Source organism: Streptomyces sp. NPDC088706, from assembly GCF_044752765.1.
Lineage (GTDB): Bacteria > Actinomycetota > Actinomycetes > Streptomycetales > Streptomycetaceae > Streptomyces.
This window is the reverse complement of sequence record NZ_JBIVLW010000001.1, coordinates 316,855-331,206: the sequence shown is the minus strand read 5'-3', so window position 1 is coordinate 331,206 and position 14,352 is coordinate 316,855. Positions and strand designations below refer to the sequence as shown.

Genomic DNA, 14,352 nt, shown 5'->3' with positions numbered 1-14,352 from the left:
CGACCGGCCCGCAGGGAGGTGAACCGCATGTACGTCTGCTCCTGCTTCGGGATCACCGAGGCACAGGTCAAGAAGCATGCGGACGCAGGGGCCTGCACCCCGCGCCAGATCGCCTCGGCCTGCAAGGCCGGCACGGACTGCGGCGGCTGTGTCCGCCGGATCCAGGCCCTGCTGGGGCGTGACCTCTCGCGCCGCGACCTCGTGGCGCAGCGGGAGCCCGTGGCGGCCTCCGTCACGCATCCCGTCACCGCGCCGGTCATGGCCCCGGCGGCAGCGGTGGCCCTGTCCGCGGTCGGGGACGTGCGGTTCTCCGACGCCGCCTGACCGGCCCGCCGTGCTTCCCGAGCGGCCCGCTCAGCTCTCCGGCTGCTCGATCAGCTGGGCGATGTAGAGCGGCTCACCGAGCTTCTCCACCAGCTCCAGCTGGGTGTCGAGGTAGTCGATGTGGTGCTCCTCGTCCGCCAGGATGGCCTCGAAGATGTTCGCGGACGTGATGTCGCCCTTGGCGCGCATCACCTCGATACCGCGCTTGAGGCGGTCGATCGCCTCCACCTCGACCTGGCGGTCGGCCTGGAACATCTCGGTGACCGTCTGGCCCACCCGGACGTGGAAGAGCCGCTGGTAGTTGGGCAGCCCGTCCAGGAACAGGATCCGGTCGGTGAGGATCTCGGCGTGCTTCATCTCGTCGAAGGACTCGGCCCTGGTGTACTTGGCGAGCTTGGTCCAGCCGAAGTTGTCCTGCATTTTCGCATGCAGGAAGTACTGGTTGATGGCGGTCAATTCGGCGGTCAGCTGCTCATTGAGGAACTCAAGGACCTCGGGGTCGCCCTGCATCGCAAAGCTCCTTCCAAACGTGATCGACAAGGTGGCCGCATCCTCGCACTGCGCCCAGCGGCCGTCCAGTAAGTGCACGCTTAGTACGAGTTGACCCCATGGGGCGCTGCCCTGGTCATGACCACCCCTGCCTGTCTGTCACCATGGAGGCATGGGTCAGCCGGAAAGCCGGGAACACCGCGCGGCAGAGCAGCCCGAGCTTCCGCCGGGACAGCGACTGCAGCGTGGGTGGCCGGTCACCCACTACGGGCCCGTTCCCAAGTTCAAGCCCGAGCGCTGGGAGTTCCGGGTCTTCGGGGCCACCGCCGACGGCGACAAGCACTGCTGGAACCACCAGGACTTCTCGGCGCTGCCGTTCTCCTCGGTGGTCGCCGATCTGCACTGCGTGACCAAGTTCAGCATGATCGGTGCCGAATGGGGCGGGGTCCTCGCCCGAACGGTGCTCGACCTGGCACCGCCCGCGCCCGACGTCACCCATGTGATGGTCTGGGCGGAGTACGGCTTCTCCTCGAACCTGCGCCTGGCCGACTTCGCCTCGGAACGCGCCCTCTTCGCCACCCACAAGGACGGCGAACTCCTCACCGCCGAGCACGGCTTCCCGCTCCGCCTCGTCGTCCCCCACCTGTACGCCTGGAAGGGCCCGAAATGGGTCCGCGGCGTCGAGTACATGACGGCCGACCGGCGCGGGTTCTGGGAGGAGCGGGGCTACCACAACATCGGCGACCCCTGGAGCGAGCAGCGCTACTCCTACCAGGAGGAGCCCGGGGACGGCCCCGAGCTCTAGCGGCTCTCCCGGAGCGCCTTCAGCCGGGCCACGTCCGCCGCGTGCCCCTCCTTGCCGCCGGGCGTCTCGATGATCAGCGGTACGCCCGCGGTCGCCGGATGCGCGAACAGCTCCCGGAAGGGCTCCGCACCGATGTGACCCGCGCCGATGTTCTCGTGCCGGTCCTTGTGGGCGCCCACGACGTCCTTGGAGTCGTTGGCGTGGATCAGCTTCAGCCGGCCCGCACCGACCGTCGCCACCAGCAGGTCGAGCGTCTGCCGCATCCCCGAGGGGCCGGTCAGGTCGTGGCCCGCCGCGTAGATGTGGCAGGTGTCCAGGCAGATGCCCAGCCTGGGGTGGGAGTCCAGCGCCTCGAAGTACGGCCCGAAGTCCCACGTACGGGAGCAGAGCGAGGAGCCCTGGCCCGCGGTGGACTCCAGCAGCAGATACGGGTCGTCGTCGTGCGTCAGCTCGTCCAGCAGCGGCCGCAGGTGCTCCCGCACCTGGGCCAGCGCCTCGGCGCGGGGCCGCCCGCCCGTCGCCGAGCCGGTGTGCACGACCACGCCCAGCGCCCCGATCTCCCGGGCCCGCCGCAGCGAGTGGCGCAGGGACTCCACCGACCTGCTCACGGTCGCCTCGGTGTGCGAGCCGAAGTTGATCAGATACGGGGCGTGGACGTACGCCGGGATCGACGCAGCCGCACACTCCGAGCGGAACAGCTCGTCCTGGGCCGGGTTCCCGACGGGCGTCGCCCAGCCCCGCGGGTTGGCGACGAAGACCTGCACGGCCTCGGCCGCCAGCTCACGGGCGTACTCCAGGCCGACCTTGGCGAGACCGCCGGCCACCGGGACATGTCCGCCTACCGGGTTACGCATGTGGTCCTAGAACCCCTTGGTCTCGATGGTGATGGTGGAGCCCTCGGGGGCCTGCTCGCCGCCCTTCACCGACTGGTCCGCGACGGTGTCGCTGAAGGAGAGGAACGGCCGGTCGACCTTCACCTCGAAACCCGCCTCCTCCAGGGTGGTCCTGGCCTCGTCCACGTCCCGGCCGGTGATGTCGGGGACGTCCAGCATCCGGGGGCCCTTGGAGACCGTCAGCTCGATCGTGTCGCCCTCGGCCGCCTCGGCGCCCGCGTCCGGGGAGTGCCGGGCGATGTCCCCGGCGGCCTCGGAGGAATGGACCCGGCCGGGCAGCACCTTCACCTTCAGCCCCTCCTCCTTCAGCTCGGCGGTGGCGTCCTGGACCGAGAGCCCGGTGACGTCGGGGACGTCGACGGGGCTGCCCTTGCTGACCACCAGGGCCACCGCGGTGTCCGGGTGCCGGTCGGTGCCCGCGCGGGGTTCCGTACGGATCACCTCGCCGCGCGCCACGTCCTGGCTGAACTCCCTGGTCACCATGCCGGGGGCCAGGCCCACCTCCTTCAGCGAGCGCCGGGCGTCGCCGAGGGAGGAGCCCGCGACATCGGGCACCCGGACGATCTCCGGGCCGCGCGAGACGACGAGCTTCACCGAGCCGTTGCCCCGGATGCGGTCGCCCGAGGCGGGATCGCTGCCGACCACCGAACCCCGTTCGACCGTGTCGCTGAAGACCCGCTCGACCCCCTTCAGTTCGAGTCCGGTGTCCGCGAGCCGCTGCTCGGCCGCCTTCTGGCTCTGGCCGAGCAGCGAGGGGACCTGGGTGAACTGGCCGGAGTTGATGTACCAGACGCCCGTCCCGATGCCGAAGGTCAGCAGGACGGCGCTGAGCACCGTGGCCAGCTTGCGCTGCGGCCCGCCGAACGGTCCGCGCCGGCCGGCCCTGCGCCGGGGCGCCGGGGCCGGTGGCGGAACCTCCAGGCGACTGGTGCGGTGCACGCCACCGGCGTCGCCGTCCGCCGGAAGGGCCCGCGGGATGACGCTCGTACGGTCCTGAGCGCCGTCGTGGGTGTCCGACAGCGCCTGCGGCGGTACGGCGTCCAGCTCGGCGTCGGTCAGCGTGGCGCGGGCCTCCAGAGCCTCGGCCAGCAGCAGCACCGCGTCGTGCGGGCGCACCTCGGGAGTGCGGGCGGTCGCGCTCGCCACCAGGCTGTCCAGCGCGACCGGGAGCCCCGGCACGACGGCGGACGGGGCCGGGACGTCGGTGCTGAGGTGCTGGTAGATGACCTGGGCGGCGTTCTCGCCGGTGTGCGGCTTGGCGCCGGTCAGCATCTCGTACAGCACGACCCCGCAGGCGTACACGTCACTGCGGGTGTCGGCCGTGCCGTGCTCGATCTGCTCGGGCGCCAGGTACGAGACCGTGCCCAGTAGCGAACCGGTGGTGTCGGTGGCCGTGCCGACCGCCCTGACCAGGCCGAAGTCGGCGACCTTGACCCGCCCGTCGTCCCCTATCAGCACGTTCTCCGGCTTCATGTCGCGGTGCACGAACCCGGCCCGGTGGGCCGCGCCGAGCGCGGCGAGGACCGGCTCCAGGATGTCCAGCGCGGCCCGGGGCTGGAGCGCGCCGCGCTCGCGCAGGACGTCGCGCAGGGTGCAGCCCGCCACGTACTCCATGGCGAGGTAGACGTACGCGCCCTGGGCGCCCTGGTCGAAGACCGCGACCACATTGGGGTGGGCGAGCCGGGCCACCGACTTGGCCTCACGGATGAACCGCTCGACGAAGGCGGCGTCGACGGCGAGCGCCGGGTGCATCACCTTGAGGGCGAGCACCCGGTCCAGGCGGATGTCCACGGCCCGGTAGACCGTGGCCATCCCGCCGACGGCGATGCGCGCCTCAATGCGATACCGGCCGTCGAGCAGCTGCCCGACGAGAGGGTCCTGGAGGGTCGTGTCCACCCGGAGAGTCTACGAGCCGCCACCGACACCCCGGACGGGCCGGGGCACTCCCGGAGCCGTTCCAGGACCGATCCGTGACACGGCACACTCCCCGGCGGGAGTGTCAGAACGCCGGGCGCTCGGGGTCGAGCGCCGCCCGCCCGTCCACCGGCGAGGAGGCCTCGGCGAAGTGCCGGCGCGGAATGCGGCCCGCCCGGTACGCCAGACGTCCGCCGTCCACCGCGTGCCGCATCGCGGCGGCCATCAGCTCCGGCTCCTGGGCCCGGGTCACCGCCGATGCGAGCATCACAGCCGCGCACCCCAGCTCCATCGCCAGCGCCGCGTCCGACGCGGTCCCGGCCCCCGCGTCCAGGATCACCGGCACCCCGGCCCGCTCCACGATCAGCTCGAAGTTGTGCGGGTTGCGGATGCCGAGCCCGGAGCCGATGGGGGAGCCGAGCGGCATGATCGCCGCGCACCCCACGTCCTCCAGCTTCCGGGCGAGGACCGGGTCGTCGTTGGTGTACGGCAGCACGGTGAACCCGTCGTCGACCAGGATCTCGGCCGCGTCCAGCAGCTCGATCGGGTCCGGCAGCAGCGTCCGCTCGTCGGCCACCACCTCCAGCTTGACCCAGTCGGTCCCGAGCGCCTCCCGGGCCAGCCGCGCGGTCAGCACCGCCTCGCCCGCGGTGAAGCAGCCCGCCGTGTTCGGCAGCACCTGGATGGAGAGCCGCTCCAGCACGGAGAGGACCGAGCCCTGCACGGTCGGGTCGAGCCGGCGCATGGCGACCGTGGTCAGCTCGGTCCCCGATGCGATCAGGGAGCGTTCCAGCACCTCCAGGCTCGGCGCGCCGCCGGTGCCCATGATCAGCCGCGATCCGAAGGTGGCGGGCCCCAGGGTGAAGACGTCGTCGGACACGGTCAGCCTCCCTGTACGGCGGTCAGGACCTCGACGCGGTCACCCTCGCCGAGCGTGGTGGCGGCCCACCGGCCGCGCGGCACGACACATTCGTTGACCGCGGCGGCGACCCCGGACGGCGCGGCGGTCAGGGTGGCGACGAGGCGGTCCAGCGGGGTGCCCGCGTCGAGGGTGCGCGGCTCCCCGTTCACCGAGACGGATACGGACGGGCTCATGCGGGCTGCTCCTGGAGTACGGGGGCGGCGACGGCGGACGCGAACCGGCCCGGGGCGAAGGGGCGGGCCACCTCGGGCAGCTCGCCGGTGGTCAGCACCTCGGCCATCGCGTCACCGGTGACGGGCGTCAGCAGGACGCCGTTGCGGTGGTGGCCGGTGGCGAGGAGGAGACCGGGCAGGGCGGTCGGGCCGAGCAGGGGTGCGTTGTCGGGCGACGCGGGGCGCAGACCGGCCCGGGTCTCGGTGAGCGGCAGCTCGGTGATGCCGGGTACCAGCTCATGGGCGTCGCGCAGCAGCTCGTACACCCCGCCGGCGGTGACCGTGGTGTCCCAGCCCATCTCCTCGCTGGTGGCACCGATGACCAGCTCGCCGTTCTCGCGCGGTACGAGGTAGAGGTGGCCGCCCCGGACCACGGCGCGCACGGTCCGGCTGAGGAAGGGGGCGTACGCCGGTGGCACGGTCAGCCGCAGGACCTGGCCCTTGACCGGGCGGACCGGCGGCACGGCCTCCTCCGGCAGCCCCGCGAGCCGGCCGCTGAGGCTGCCCGCCGCGAGGACGACCTGGTCGGCCTTGAGCTTCGTACCGCCTTCGAGTACGGCTCCGGCCGCCCGGCCCCCGGCGACGGTGAGCCGCTCGGCCGGGGCCCGGTGGAAGGCGACCCCCGCCCGCTCGCAGGCGGCCAGCAGCGCGGCGGCGAGCCGGCGCGGGTCCACCTGGTGGTCGCCGTCGACCCGCAGCCCGCCCCGCACGCCCGGCGCCAGCATCGGCTCCAGGCGTCGGCACTCACGGCCGCTGAGCCAGACCGACTCCAGGCCCGAACGCTCCTGGAGGGCGTGCAGCTCCCGCAGATGGGCGCGGTCGTCGGAGTCCAGCGCGACGGCCAGCGTGCCGCAGGTACGGAAACCGGTCTCCCGGCCGCTCGCCGCCTCCAGCTCCGCGACGAACTCCGGATAGCGGGCGGCGGAGGCGAGGTTGAGGCCGAGCAACATCTCCTCGCCGTAGTGCAGTTCGGTGACGGCGGCCAGCATGCCCGCCGCGACCTGGGCGGCCCCGCCGCCCGGATCGGGATCGGCCACGGTGACGGCCAGCCCGCGCTGGGCCGCCCGCCACGCGGTGACCAGGCCGATGACGCCGCCCCCGATGACGAGGACGTCGGATCCTGAGCTTCCCCCCGGGATTCCGGAGGCTTTCCCCGAGACGCGCATGGGTGTCCAGCCCCTCCCTTCGCCGGCATGACCCGGATCAGGTTCGTACGGTCGGAGGCGCTCCAGCCTCCCTCTCAGCCCGGTGCGTCCGGGCTCCCGCGAGTGTTCTACCGTGGCCAGCCTAGACCCACTCGCCCACGGCCGGTAAGCGGCCGGTCAAGGGAGCAGCCACCGTGGCCCGTTCACTCGACGGACTCGTCCTCTCGCCCGTCGCCGACCAGGCCCCCGGCCAGGTGGGCACCCGTACCCGCTTCACGTACCACGAGCGGGGCGGCCGGATCTGGGCCGAGTACGCGGGCGGTGACGTCGTCCGCGGTCATCTCGTCGGCACCCGCGAGGGGGACGCGCTCGACTTCCGCTACGTCCAGCTCAAGCAGGACGGGACGACCTCCTGCGGCCACTGCCTCTCCACCGTCGTCGATCTCGCGGACGGCCGGGTGCGGCTGGAGGAGCGCTGGGCGTGGGAGTCCCAGGAGGGCAGCGGGACGAGCGTGGTGGAGGAAGTACCCGCCTGACGCTGCGTCAGATGAATAGACTGGTACACGTGAGCGAGCAGACGGAACACCACGCGGCGCGGCAGCGGACACGGAACGTCGTGGTCGTCGGAGCGGGCATGGCGGGCGTACAGACCGCCGTCGCCCTGCGGGAAGCCGGCTTCACCGGCCCCGTCACACTGATCGGCGCCGAACCCCACCAGCCCTACGACCGGCCGCCCCTGTCCAAGGCGGTGCTGCTGGGCAAGGCCGAGGACTCCGCCTTCGACGTCGACTTCGAGGCGCTGGACATCACGCTCCGCCTCGGCCTGGACGTCACCGCCCTGCGCGCCGCCGACCACGTACTGGACACGGCGGGCGGCCCCGTCCCCTACGACGTCCTGGTCCTGGCGACCGGCGCCGAGCCCATCGCCCTGCCCGGCACCGAAGGCGTCCCCGGCGTCCATCTGCTGCGCACCCTCGACGACGCCGCCCGGCTGCGGCCCGTCCTGGAGCGGCAGCATGACGTGGTCGTCGTCGGGGCGGGGTGGATCGGCGCCGAGTTCGCCACCGCCGCCCGCGCCGCCGGCTGCGCGGTCACCGTCGCCGAGGCCGCCGCCCGCCCGCTGGCCGGCACCCTGCCCGCCGAGGTCGCCGCCCCGATGGCCGGCTGGTACGCGGAGAGCGGCGCCGAACTCCTCACCGGCGTCCGGGTCGAGCGGGTCGGGGAGGGTGCGGTCGCCCTCGCGGACGGCCGCACCCTGCCCGCCGGGGCCGTCGTCGTCGGCATCGGTGCCCGCCCCGCCACCGGCTGGCTCGCCGGCTCCGGCGTCGAACGCGGCCCGGACGGCTCGATCACCGCCGACAGCGCGCTGCGCACCTCCCTGCCCGATGTGTACGCGGTCGGGGACTGCGCCTCCTTCCCCTCCGCCCGCTACGGCGAACGCCTGCTGATCCACCACTGGGACAACGCCCTCCAGGGCCCGCGGACCGCGGCCGCCGCGATCCTCGCCGCCGAGAGCGGTGCGCCGCTCCCCGTCCACGACCCCGTCCCCTACTTCTGGTCCGAGCAGTTCGGCCGCTTCGTGCAGTACGCCGGCCACCACGCCCACGCCGACACCCTGCTGTGGCGCGGCGACGGCGCCGAGTCCGCCTGGTCGGTGTGCTGGCTCAAGGCCGGGGCCCTGGTCGCCGTCCTCGCGGTGGGCCGCCCCCGTGACCTCGCCCAGGGCCGCAAGCTCATCGAATCCGGAGCCGTGCTCGACCCCGACCGGGTCGCCGACCCCGCCGTACCGCTGAAGTCCACCGCCCTGTGAGCCTGCGGGCCGACCGTACGAGCGCGGCCCGTGGGACCCCCGTACGGTCGGCCCGGCTACCGGCTGTCGGTCCGGGATGGCACGCTTGTCCTTGTGACCGAGATTGACGCAAAGACCGATGCTCTCGTCCCCGCCTGGCTCCACCTCCCCGACATCGCGGAAAAGCTCGACGTCGAGGTGACGCGCGTACGGCAGCTGGTCAAGGAGGGCCAGCTCATCGCCGTACGCCGTGGTGAGAACCGGACGCTTCAGGTGCCCGCCGCCTTCATCGACGGCGACAAGGTGGTCAAGGGCCTCTCCGGCACCCTGACCCTCCTGAGGGACGACGGCTATTCCGACGAAGAGATGCTGGAATGGCTCTTCACCCCCGATCCGACCCTGCCCGGCACCCCCGCGCAGGCGCTGAGCGAGAATCGCGGTACGGAGGTGAAGCGCCGCGCCCAGGCGCTCGCCGTCTGACCGACACGACCGGAAGCGGCGTACGGGCCCCGCGTGCAGCGCGGCCCGTATCCCGCCACGACCACGGGGGGACTCCACCATGCCCACGCCCAGCGAGCAGCTGTCCGACGCCCGGCTCTATCTGTGTACGGACGCCCGCAGGAAGCAGGGCGACCTCCCCGCGTTCCTGGACGCCGCGCTCTCCGGTGGGGTCGACATCGTCCAGCTCCGGGACAAGGGCATGGAGGCCGCCGAGGAGCTCGATCACCTCGCGGTCCTCGCCGACGCCTGCCGGCGCCACGGCAAGCTCCTCGCCGTCAACGACCGCGCCGACGTCGCCCACGCCATCGGCGCCGACGTCCTGCACCTGGGCCAGGGCGACCTGCCGGTGGACGCCGCCCGCGCGATCATCGGCCCCGGCCGGTTGGTCGGCCGCTCCACGCACGCCGAGTCCGAGGTCGACGCCGCCGTCGCCCAGGAGGGCGTGGACTACTTCTGCACCGGTCCCTGCTGGCCCACCCCCACCAAGCCCGGGCGCCACGCCCCCGGCCTCGGCCTCGTGCGGTACGCCGCCTCCCTGGCGCAGCCGCGCCCCTGGTTCGCGATCGGCGGGATCGACGCGGGGAACCTGGACCGGGTGCTGGAGGCGGGCGCCCGGCGGATCGTGGTCGTCCGGGCGATCACCGAGGCGGACGACCCCTCGGCCGCCGCCGCCGACCTGGCCAAGAGGGTCCGGGCACACGCGCTCTGAGCAGCTCTTCCACGGTGACCGCAGTACCCCGGGCCCCCGTCGTCCCAAGGGATGGACGGCAAACCGGCAAAACGAGACAATTTTGGCTGCTCTGGTTGGGCGAGTGTCCACCCCCTGGTTAACCTCCCCCTATGGCCCTTGGGACACCCTCCACCAGGACGGACCACGCACGCACCGTGCGTGACCTGCTCGCGACCGGCAAGACCTCGTACTCCTTCGAGTTCTGGGCGCCCAAGACCGAGAAGGGCGAGCGCAACCTCTGGAACGCGCTGCGCCGGGTCGAGGCGGTCCGTCCGAGCTTCGTCTCGGTGACCTACGGGGCCGGCGGCTCCACCCGGGCCGGGACGGTGCGGGCGACCCAGCAGATCGCCGCCGACTCCACGCTCACCCCGGTCGCCCACCTCACCGCGGTGAGCCACTCGGTCGCCGAGCTGCGCAACATGGTCGGCCAGTACGCCGACGCCGGGATCAGGAACATCCTCGCGGTCCGCGGCGACCCGCCCGGCGACCCGATGGGGGAGTGGGTGGAGCACCCGCAGGGCGTGAAGTACGCGGCCGACCTGGTCCGCCTCATCAAGGAGTCCGGCGACTTCTGCGTCGGCGTCGCCGCGTTCCCCGAGATGCACCCGCGCTCCGCCGACTGGGAGACGGACATCGGCCACTTCGTGGACAAGTGCCGGGCCGGGGCCGACTACGCGATCACCCAGATGTTCTTCCGGCCGGAGGACTACCTCCGCATGCGTGACCGGGTGGTCGCCGCCGGTTGCCGGACGCCGGTGATCCCCGAGGTCATGCCGCTCACGAGTGTGAAACAACTGGAAAGATTTTCTCAGCTCAGCAACGCGACGGTCCCGACGCCGCTGAAAGAGCGCATCCTCGCGGTCAAGGACGATCCGGCCGCTGTACGCTCCATTGGCATCGAGTTCGCAACGGAGTTCTGCGCGAAACTGCTGGCCGAGGGTGTGCCCGGACTGCACTTCATCACGCTCAACAACTCGACGGCAACGCTCGAAATCTACGAGAATCTCGGACTGCACAAGCAGTCGTGACCGGCCGTACCCGCCCCCGAGCGGCTGCGGCCGCAGGAGGGGGCGGGCGTGGGCTGGACGGTCCTCTACATCGCATTCGGCTTGGTGGCACTGTGGCTGCTCGGCGAGGTCCTGCTGCAGTACAAGGCGCGCCTGCGCTGGCGCCTCCTCGCCTTCGGCGGCTTCCTCGGCGTGGTCATGGGGGTCCTGCTCGCCTCCGTCCCGGTCATCGTCATCGGGACCCTCGCCTTCGCCACCGGCCAGACCTATGTGACGCTCTCCTTCCGCCGCGGCTTCTCCACCGGCTGGGCCATCGGCGGCAGTCCGGGGGAGAGCCGCCGCCGCCGCGCCGGTGCCGAGCGCGCGGCCGCCCAGAAGCCCACGCTGGAGGTCTCCGGCCTGGAGGTCTCGGACCCCGCCGCCGATCCCGGCTTCCCCTCTCCCGGCCACGGCACCGGGGCTCCGGCCACCGCGTCCGACGCCCTCGCCTCCGTGTACGAGCCGCAGCCGCTCCCCGACGACACCGGGCAGTACGGCGTGTACAGCGACTCCGGTCACCCGGCGGACGACCCGGGCCGAGGAGGCCCGGACCAGCAGCAGTACGAGCCGGACCCCTCGGCCCAGCCGCAGTTCGCCGCGTACGACCCGTACACCGGCTACGACCCGCAGCAGGCCCAGGACACCTACGCCGGGCCGTACGACTACGGGAGCGGCCGGCAGAGCTACGCCGCCTACTCCGACCCGTACATCGGCACCACCGGCGGGACGGCCCCCTACGGCGGTTACGACGCCTACGGCAACGGCAACGGCTACGACAGCCAGGGCGGCCAGGAGGGCTACGCCGACCCCTACGCCCAGGGCTACGGCACGGACGCGTACAGCACGGACACCCCGCCCGGGGGCGTGTGGGTGCCGCAGCAGCGCGACGCCGAGCAGTACCCCCCGATGCCACCCGAGCAGCCCGCTCCGTACGGCAACGGCTACGACACCGGCCAGAACGAGCAGTACCGCCACTGAGGCGGGGCGGCGCGACCGGCCCTACGGGCTGGGGGCGGCCCTTCTCATCGGGAGCCGCGGAAGTCGTCGCCCTCCACCACGAGTCCGGCCACCAGCGTCCCCGACATCCCGGCGTGCGCGAGCCCGCCGCCCGGGTGCGACCAGCCGCCCGCCAGATAGAGCCCGGGCAGCCGGGAGAGGTTGCCGGGGTGCAGATACGCGCCCCGCGCACCGGCCAGCGCGGGCGGCGGCACCGCACCGCCCTCGGCGCCCGTCTGCGCCTCGGTCTCCGCCGGCGTACGGACCTCCGTGTGCAGGATGCGCTCCCGCAGCCCGGGCACGGCCGCCCCGGCCCGCTCCACCAGTGCCTCCGCGAACCGCTGCCGCACCGCCGGGTCCGTCCAGTCCATCGGGCCCTGCGGGGCCACCGTCGCCGTCAGTGTCACCGCCTCGTGCGCCTCGTCCGGACGGGTCGCCGGGTCGTCGGGGCGCAGCACCGTCACCGTGGGATGCGCGGCGACCCGGCCCCCGAACACCGCCTCCTGCTCCGCCGCCCCGTCGGCACTGTGCACCACGGTCCGGTGCGCCACGCCCGCCTCCCGCCCCCCGCGCAGCGACAGCAGCACCGTGAACCGCCCCGGCACCGACGCGGCCGCCCGGGCCGTCACATCGCCCGCGCCCCACACCCGCTGAACCGGCACCAGGCCGGGGTGCGGACGGGCGCCCAGCACCACCCGGTGCGCCTCGGCCACCTGACCGCCCGCCAGCTCCACCCCCGCGGCCCGGCCGGCCCTCTCGACGACCCGCACCACCTCGGCCCCGAAGACGAACTCCACCCTCCGGGCCACGCACCGCTCGTACACCGCACGGGCCAGCTCCCGCATCCCGCCCATCACATACCAGCTGCCGAACGTCTGCTCCATGTACGGCAGCAGCGCCGCGCTCGCGGGGGCGGTGCGCGGGTCGAGGCCGTAGGAGAGCGCGAACCCGTCGAGCAGGGCGGCGAGGCGGGCGTCCGCCAGCTCCCACGCGCCGATCTCCGCCACGGTGGCCGCCTGCCGGGTGCGCAGCAGCCTGCGCTGCCTGAGCGCCGGATACGGGTCACGCCCCAGCACCTGGTGGTCCGCCCGCAGCGGCTCCTCCAGCAGCGGCCGCCGCGACCGGTCCCAGGCGTCCCGGGCCCGCTCCAGGAACCCGCTCCAGCGCTCCCCGGCACCGGCCCCGAGCGCCGCGTCCAGAGCGGAGGCCACCCCGGCCCGGGAGGCGTTGGGCAGGGACACCGCCGTGCCGTCGGCGAAGAGGTGGCGGCTCGCCGGGTCGACCTGGGTCAGCGTCACACACTGCTCCAGGGACTGCTTGCCGGTCTTCACGAAGAGGTCCCGCTGGACGGCGGGCAGATGCAGCAGCCCGGGCCCGGTGTCGAAGACGAAGCCCTCGTGCTCATGGCGGCCGAGCGAGCCGCCGTAGCTCGCCGACCGCTCGTACACCGTCACCTTGTCGCCCGCGACGGCGAGCCGGGCGGCTGCCGCCATGGCGCCCGTCCCGGCGCCGATCACCGCAATTCGTGCCATGCCGGTGACTTTATCGACCACCACCGACAGCCCGGCCGGGAGGCCGGAGCCCACTCGTCCGGAGAGCGTGAGGATCCCGCCGGGCAGTCGGCTGGGGTCGGGTGCGCAGCCCTGAGTACCCGTACCTAGGAGAGGAGATGAGTAGTTGCGCGGATAGGCCCCGACCTGCGGGGACGGAAGAGTGGTGACCACGGAAGGGGCGCGGCGCCCGGTCCGCCGACACGGGGCGGCGGACCGGCGCGGCCCCTGACGGAACGGGGGTGCACGACGTCAGGACCCGGGGGCCACGGGGGACATACGGGTCACGGGGAACGGGTCCGACGGATGCACGGAAGACGCCGGTCCGCTGACGTCCGCAGGGGGATGCGAACGTCAGCGGCCGGCGTCTTCGTGTTCTCCGACGGCCGCGGAAGGGCTTCCCCCTCAGTGCCCGCTGACCCGCCCGTGCAGCAGCAGGGACAGCGCCGAGTGGACCTCGTCGATCGAGCGCTCCGGTTGGAACGCCTGCCAGTCCAGCGCCGCCACCAGCACCATCCCGACCAGGGCCGCCGCCGTCAGCGGGATGTCGATCTCCTCGCTCAGCTCACCGCTGCGCACCGCCTCGCGCAGTACGTCCTCCACGACCGCGACGGCCTCCTGCCGCACCACCAGCAGCGTGGACTGCCAGGCGCGGTTGGTGCGCCAGAGCTCGGCCACGTACAGTTGGGTGAAGGCGGGATAGCGGTCGATGAAGGCGAGGCCGGCCCGGATCATGGCGTCCAGCGCCTCGACCCGGGTGCCGCCGCGCTCCTCGGACTCCTCGGCAGCGGCCCGCAGCGAGGCGGTGAGGAGTCCGACGCCGTGCCGGAGCAGCTCCTCGAACAGCTCGGTCTTGCTCTTGAAGTTGTAATAGACCGTGCCCTTGGCGACCCCGGCCCGCTCGGCGATCTCGTCGACCGTGGTCGCCGAGAACCCCTTCTCGGCGATGAGGGTCACCGCCGCCTCGTAGAGCCTCTGCCGGGTGGCCTGGCGGCGCGTGGTGCCACTGCTTTCCATGGGGCCGATTCTCCCAGCT

General features: G+C 73.0%; 16 protein-coding genes and 1 riboswitch. Of the genes, 8 read left to right on the top strand and 8 right to left on the bottom strand.

What is annotated here, in order from left to right; genetic code table 11:
* Positions 1 to 27: 27 nt before the first annotated feature.
* Complete coding sequence (locus ACIQAK_RS01535) at positions 28 to 324, top strand: (2Fe-2S)-binding protein (RefSeq protein ID WP_366388317.1); 297 nt, start codon at positions 28 to 30, stop codon at positions 322 to 324.
* A gap of 30 nt (positions 325 to 354) precedes the next feature.
* Here ACIQAK_RS01535 and bfr read toward each other — a convergent pair whose 3' ends face one another.
* Positions 355 to 834 (bottom strand): bacterioferritin, encoded by a 480-nt coding sequence (bfr, locus tag ACIQAK_RS01530; protein ID WP_366388318.1) that lies wholly within the window; start codon positions 832 to 834, stop codon positions 355 to 357.
* 151 nt (positions 835 to 985) lie between these two features.
* Here bfr and ACIQAK_RS01525 point away from each other — a divergent pair, with 151 nt between their 5' ends.
* Entirely contained in the window at positions 986 to 1,618 is a 633-nt protein-coding gene (locus tag ACIQAK_RS01525) for a sulfite oxidase-like oxidoreductase (RefSeq protein ID WP_366388319.1), read from the top strand.
* On the opposite strand, the gene ACIQAK_RS01520 is transcribed toward ACIQAK_RS01525, so the two are convergent.
* From ACIQAK_RS01520 to thiO, 5 genes are all read right to left on the bottom strand, one after another.
* Complete coding sequence (locus ACIQAK_RS01520) at positions 1,615 to 2,472, bottom strand: deoxyribonuclease IV (RefSeq protein ID WP_366388320.1); 858 nt, start codon at positions 2,470 to 2,472, stop codon at positions 1,615 to 1,617. The two genes, ACIQAK_RS01525 and ACIQAK_RS01520, sit on opposite strands and share 4 nt — an antisense overlap.
* Positions 2,473 to 2,478: 6 nt before the next feature.
* Entirely contained in the window at positions 2,479 to 4,407 is a 1,929-nt protein-coding gene (pknB, locus tag ACIQAK_RS01515; RefSeq protein WP_366388321.1) for a Stk1 family PASTA domain-containing Ser/Thr kinase, read from the bottom strand.
* 103 nt (positions 4,408 to 4,510) lie between these two features.
* On the bottom strand, positions 4,511 to 5,305 hold the full coding sequence (locus tag ACIQAK_RS01510) for a thiazole synthase (protein WP_032759507.1): 795 nt from the start codon (positions 5,303 to 5,305) through the stop codon (positions 4,511 to 4,513).
* Positions 5,306 to 5,307: 2 nt separating this feature from the next.
* Positions 5,308 to 5,520 (bottom strand): sulfur carrier protein ThiS, encoded by a 213-nt coding sequence (gene thiS, locus ACIQAK_RS01505; RefSeq protein ID WP_366388322.1) that lies wholly within the window; start codon positions 5,518 to 5,520, stop codon positions 5,308 to 5,310.
* The gene (thiO, locus tag ACIQAK_RS01500; RefSeq protein WP_366388323.1) at positions 5,517 to 6,725 is read right to left on the bottom strand and encodes a glycine oxidase ThiO; all 1,209 of its coding nucleotides are present in this window, start codon (positions 6,723 to 6,725) and stop codon (positions 5,517 to 5,519) included. Before thiO ends, thiS begins: the two co-directional genes overlap by 4 nt.
* Positions 6,723 to 6,835: riboswitch (TPP riboswitch) on the bottom strand. (Overlaps the previous gene by 3 nt.)
* Positions 6,836 to 6,898: 63 nt before the next feature.
* Here thiO and ACIQAK_RS01495 point away from each other — a divergent pair.
* The 6 genes from ACIQAK_RS01495 (at position 6,899) to ACIQAK_RS01470 (ending at position 11,748) form a co-directional block, all read left to right on the top strand.
* Positions 6,899 to 7,240: a hypothetical protein gene (locus tag ACIQAK_RS01495; protein WP_366388324.1), complete on the top strand. Its 342-nt coding sequence runs from the start codon at positions 6,899 to 6,901 to the stop codon at positions 7,238 to 7,240.
* 29 nt (positions 7,241 to 7,269) lie between these two features.
* Entirely contained in the window at positions 7,270 to 8,514 is a 1,245-nt protein-coding gene (locus ACIQAK_RS01490; RefSeq protein ID WP_366388325.1) for an FAD-dependent oxidoreductase, read from the top strand.
* A 93-nt stretch (positions 8,515 to 8,607) separates the two neighbouring features.
* Positions 8,608 to 8,973: an Rv2175c family DNA-binding protein gene (locus tag ACIQAK_RS01485; protein ID WP_030564177.1), complete on the top strand. Its 366-nt coding sequence runs from the start codon at positions 8,608 to 8,610 to the stop codon at positions 8,971 to 8,973.
* Between the two features lie 79 nt (positions 8,974 to 9,052).
* Complete coding sequence (thiE, locus tag ACIQAK_RS01480) at positions 9,053 to 9,703, top strand: thiamine phosphate synthase (RefSeq protein WP_366388326.1); 651 nt, start codon at positions 9,053 to 9,055, stop codon at positions 9,701 to 9,703.
* 131 nt (positions 9,704 to 9,834) lie between these two features.
* On the top strand, positions 9,835 to 10,752 hold the full coding sequence (gene metF, locus ACIQAK_RS01475) for a methylenetetrahydrofolate reductase [NAD(P)H] (RefSeq protein ID WP_366388327.1): 918 nt from the start codon (positions 9,835 to 9,837) through the stop codon (positions 10,750 to 10,752).
* A 48-nt stretch (positions 10,753 to 10,800) separates the two neighbouring features.
* Positions 10,801 to 11,748 carry a hypothetical protein gene (locus tag ACIQAK_RS01470; RefSeq protein ID WP_366388328.1) on the top strand — a complete coding sequence of 316 codons (948 nt, stop codon included), beginning with the start codon at positions 10,801 to 10,803 and terminating at the stop codon, positions 11,746 to 11,748.
* Between the two features lie 44 nt (positions 11,749 to 11,792).
* Here ACIQAK_RS01470 and ACIQAK_RS01465 read toward each other — a convergent pair whose 3' ends face one another.
* Together ACIQAK_RS01465 and ACIQAK_RS01460 are read right to left on the bottom strand one after the other, a co-directional pair.
* Positions 11,793 to 13,298 (bottom strand): NAD(P)/FAD-dependent oxidoreductase, encoded by a 1,506-nt coding sequence (locus ACIQAK_RS01465; protein ID WP_366388329.1) that lies wholly within the window; start codon positions 13,296 to 13,298, stop codon positions 11,793 to 11,795.
* A 423-nt stretch (positions 13,299 to 13,721) separates the two neighbouring features.
* Positions 13,722 to 14,333, bottom strand: a complete 612-nt coding sequence (locus ACIQAK_RS01460; RefSeq protein WP_093692959.1) for a TetR/AcrR family transcriptional regulator — start codon at positions 14,331 to 14,333, stop codon at positions 13,722 to 13,724.
* Positions 14,334 to 14,352: the final 19 nt, after the last annotated feature.

What these genes read in the sequence shown, in the direction of transcription:
- ACIQAK_RS01465 (WP_366388329.1), bottom strand. Translation starts at nt 13,298, where the DNA reads ATGGCACGAATTGCGGTGATCGGCGCCGGGACGGGCGCCATGGCGGCA.
- ACIQAK_RS01520 (WP_366388320.1), bottom strand. Translation starts at nt 2,472, where the DNA reads ATGCGTAACCCGGTAGGCGGACATGTCCCGGTGGCCGGCGGTCTCGCC.
- thiS (WP_366388322.1), bottom strand. Translation starts at nt 5,520, where the DNA reads ATGAGCCCGTCCGTATCCGTCTCGGTGAACGGGGAGCCGCGCACCCTC.
- bfr (WP_366388318.1), bottom strand. Translation starts at nt 834, where the DNA reads ATGCAGGGCGACCCCGAGGTCCTTGAGTTCCTCAATGAGCAGCTGACC.
- thiO (WP_366388323.1), bottom strand. Translation starts at nt 6,725, where the DNA reads ATGCGCGTCTCGGGGAAAGCCTCCGGAATCCCGGGGGGAAGCTCAGGA.
- ACIQAK_RS01535 (WP_366388317.1), top strand. Translation starts at nt 28, where the DNA reads ATGTACGTCTGCTCCTGCTTCGGGATCACCGAGGCACAGGTCAAGAAG.
- metF (WP_366388327.1), top strand. Translation starts at nt 9,835, where the DNA reads ATGGCCCTTGGGACACCCTCCACCAGGACGGACCACGCACGCACCGTG.
- ACIQAK_RS01525 (WP_366388319.1), top strand. Translation starts at nt 986, where the DNA reads ATGGGTCAGCCGGAAAGCCGGGAACACCGCGCGGCAGAGCAGCCCGAG.
- ACIQAK_RS01460 (WP_093692959.1), bottom strand. Translation starts at nt 14,333, where the DNA reads ATGGAAAGCAGTGGCACCACGCGCCGCCAGGCCACCCGGCAGAGGCTC.
- thiE (WP_366388326.1), top strand. Translation starts at nt 9,053, where the DNA reads ATGCCCACGCCCAGCGAGCAGCTGTCCGACGCCCGGCTCTATCTGTGT.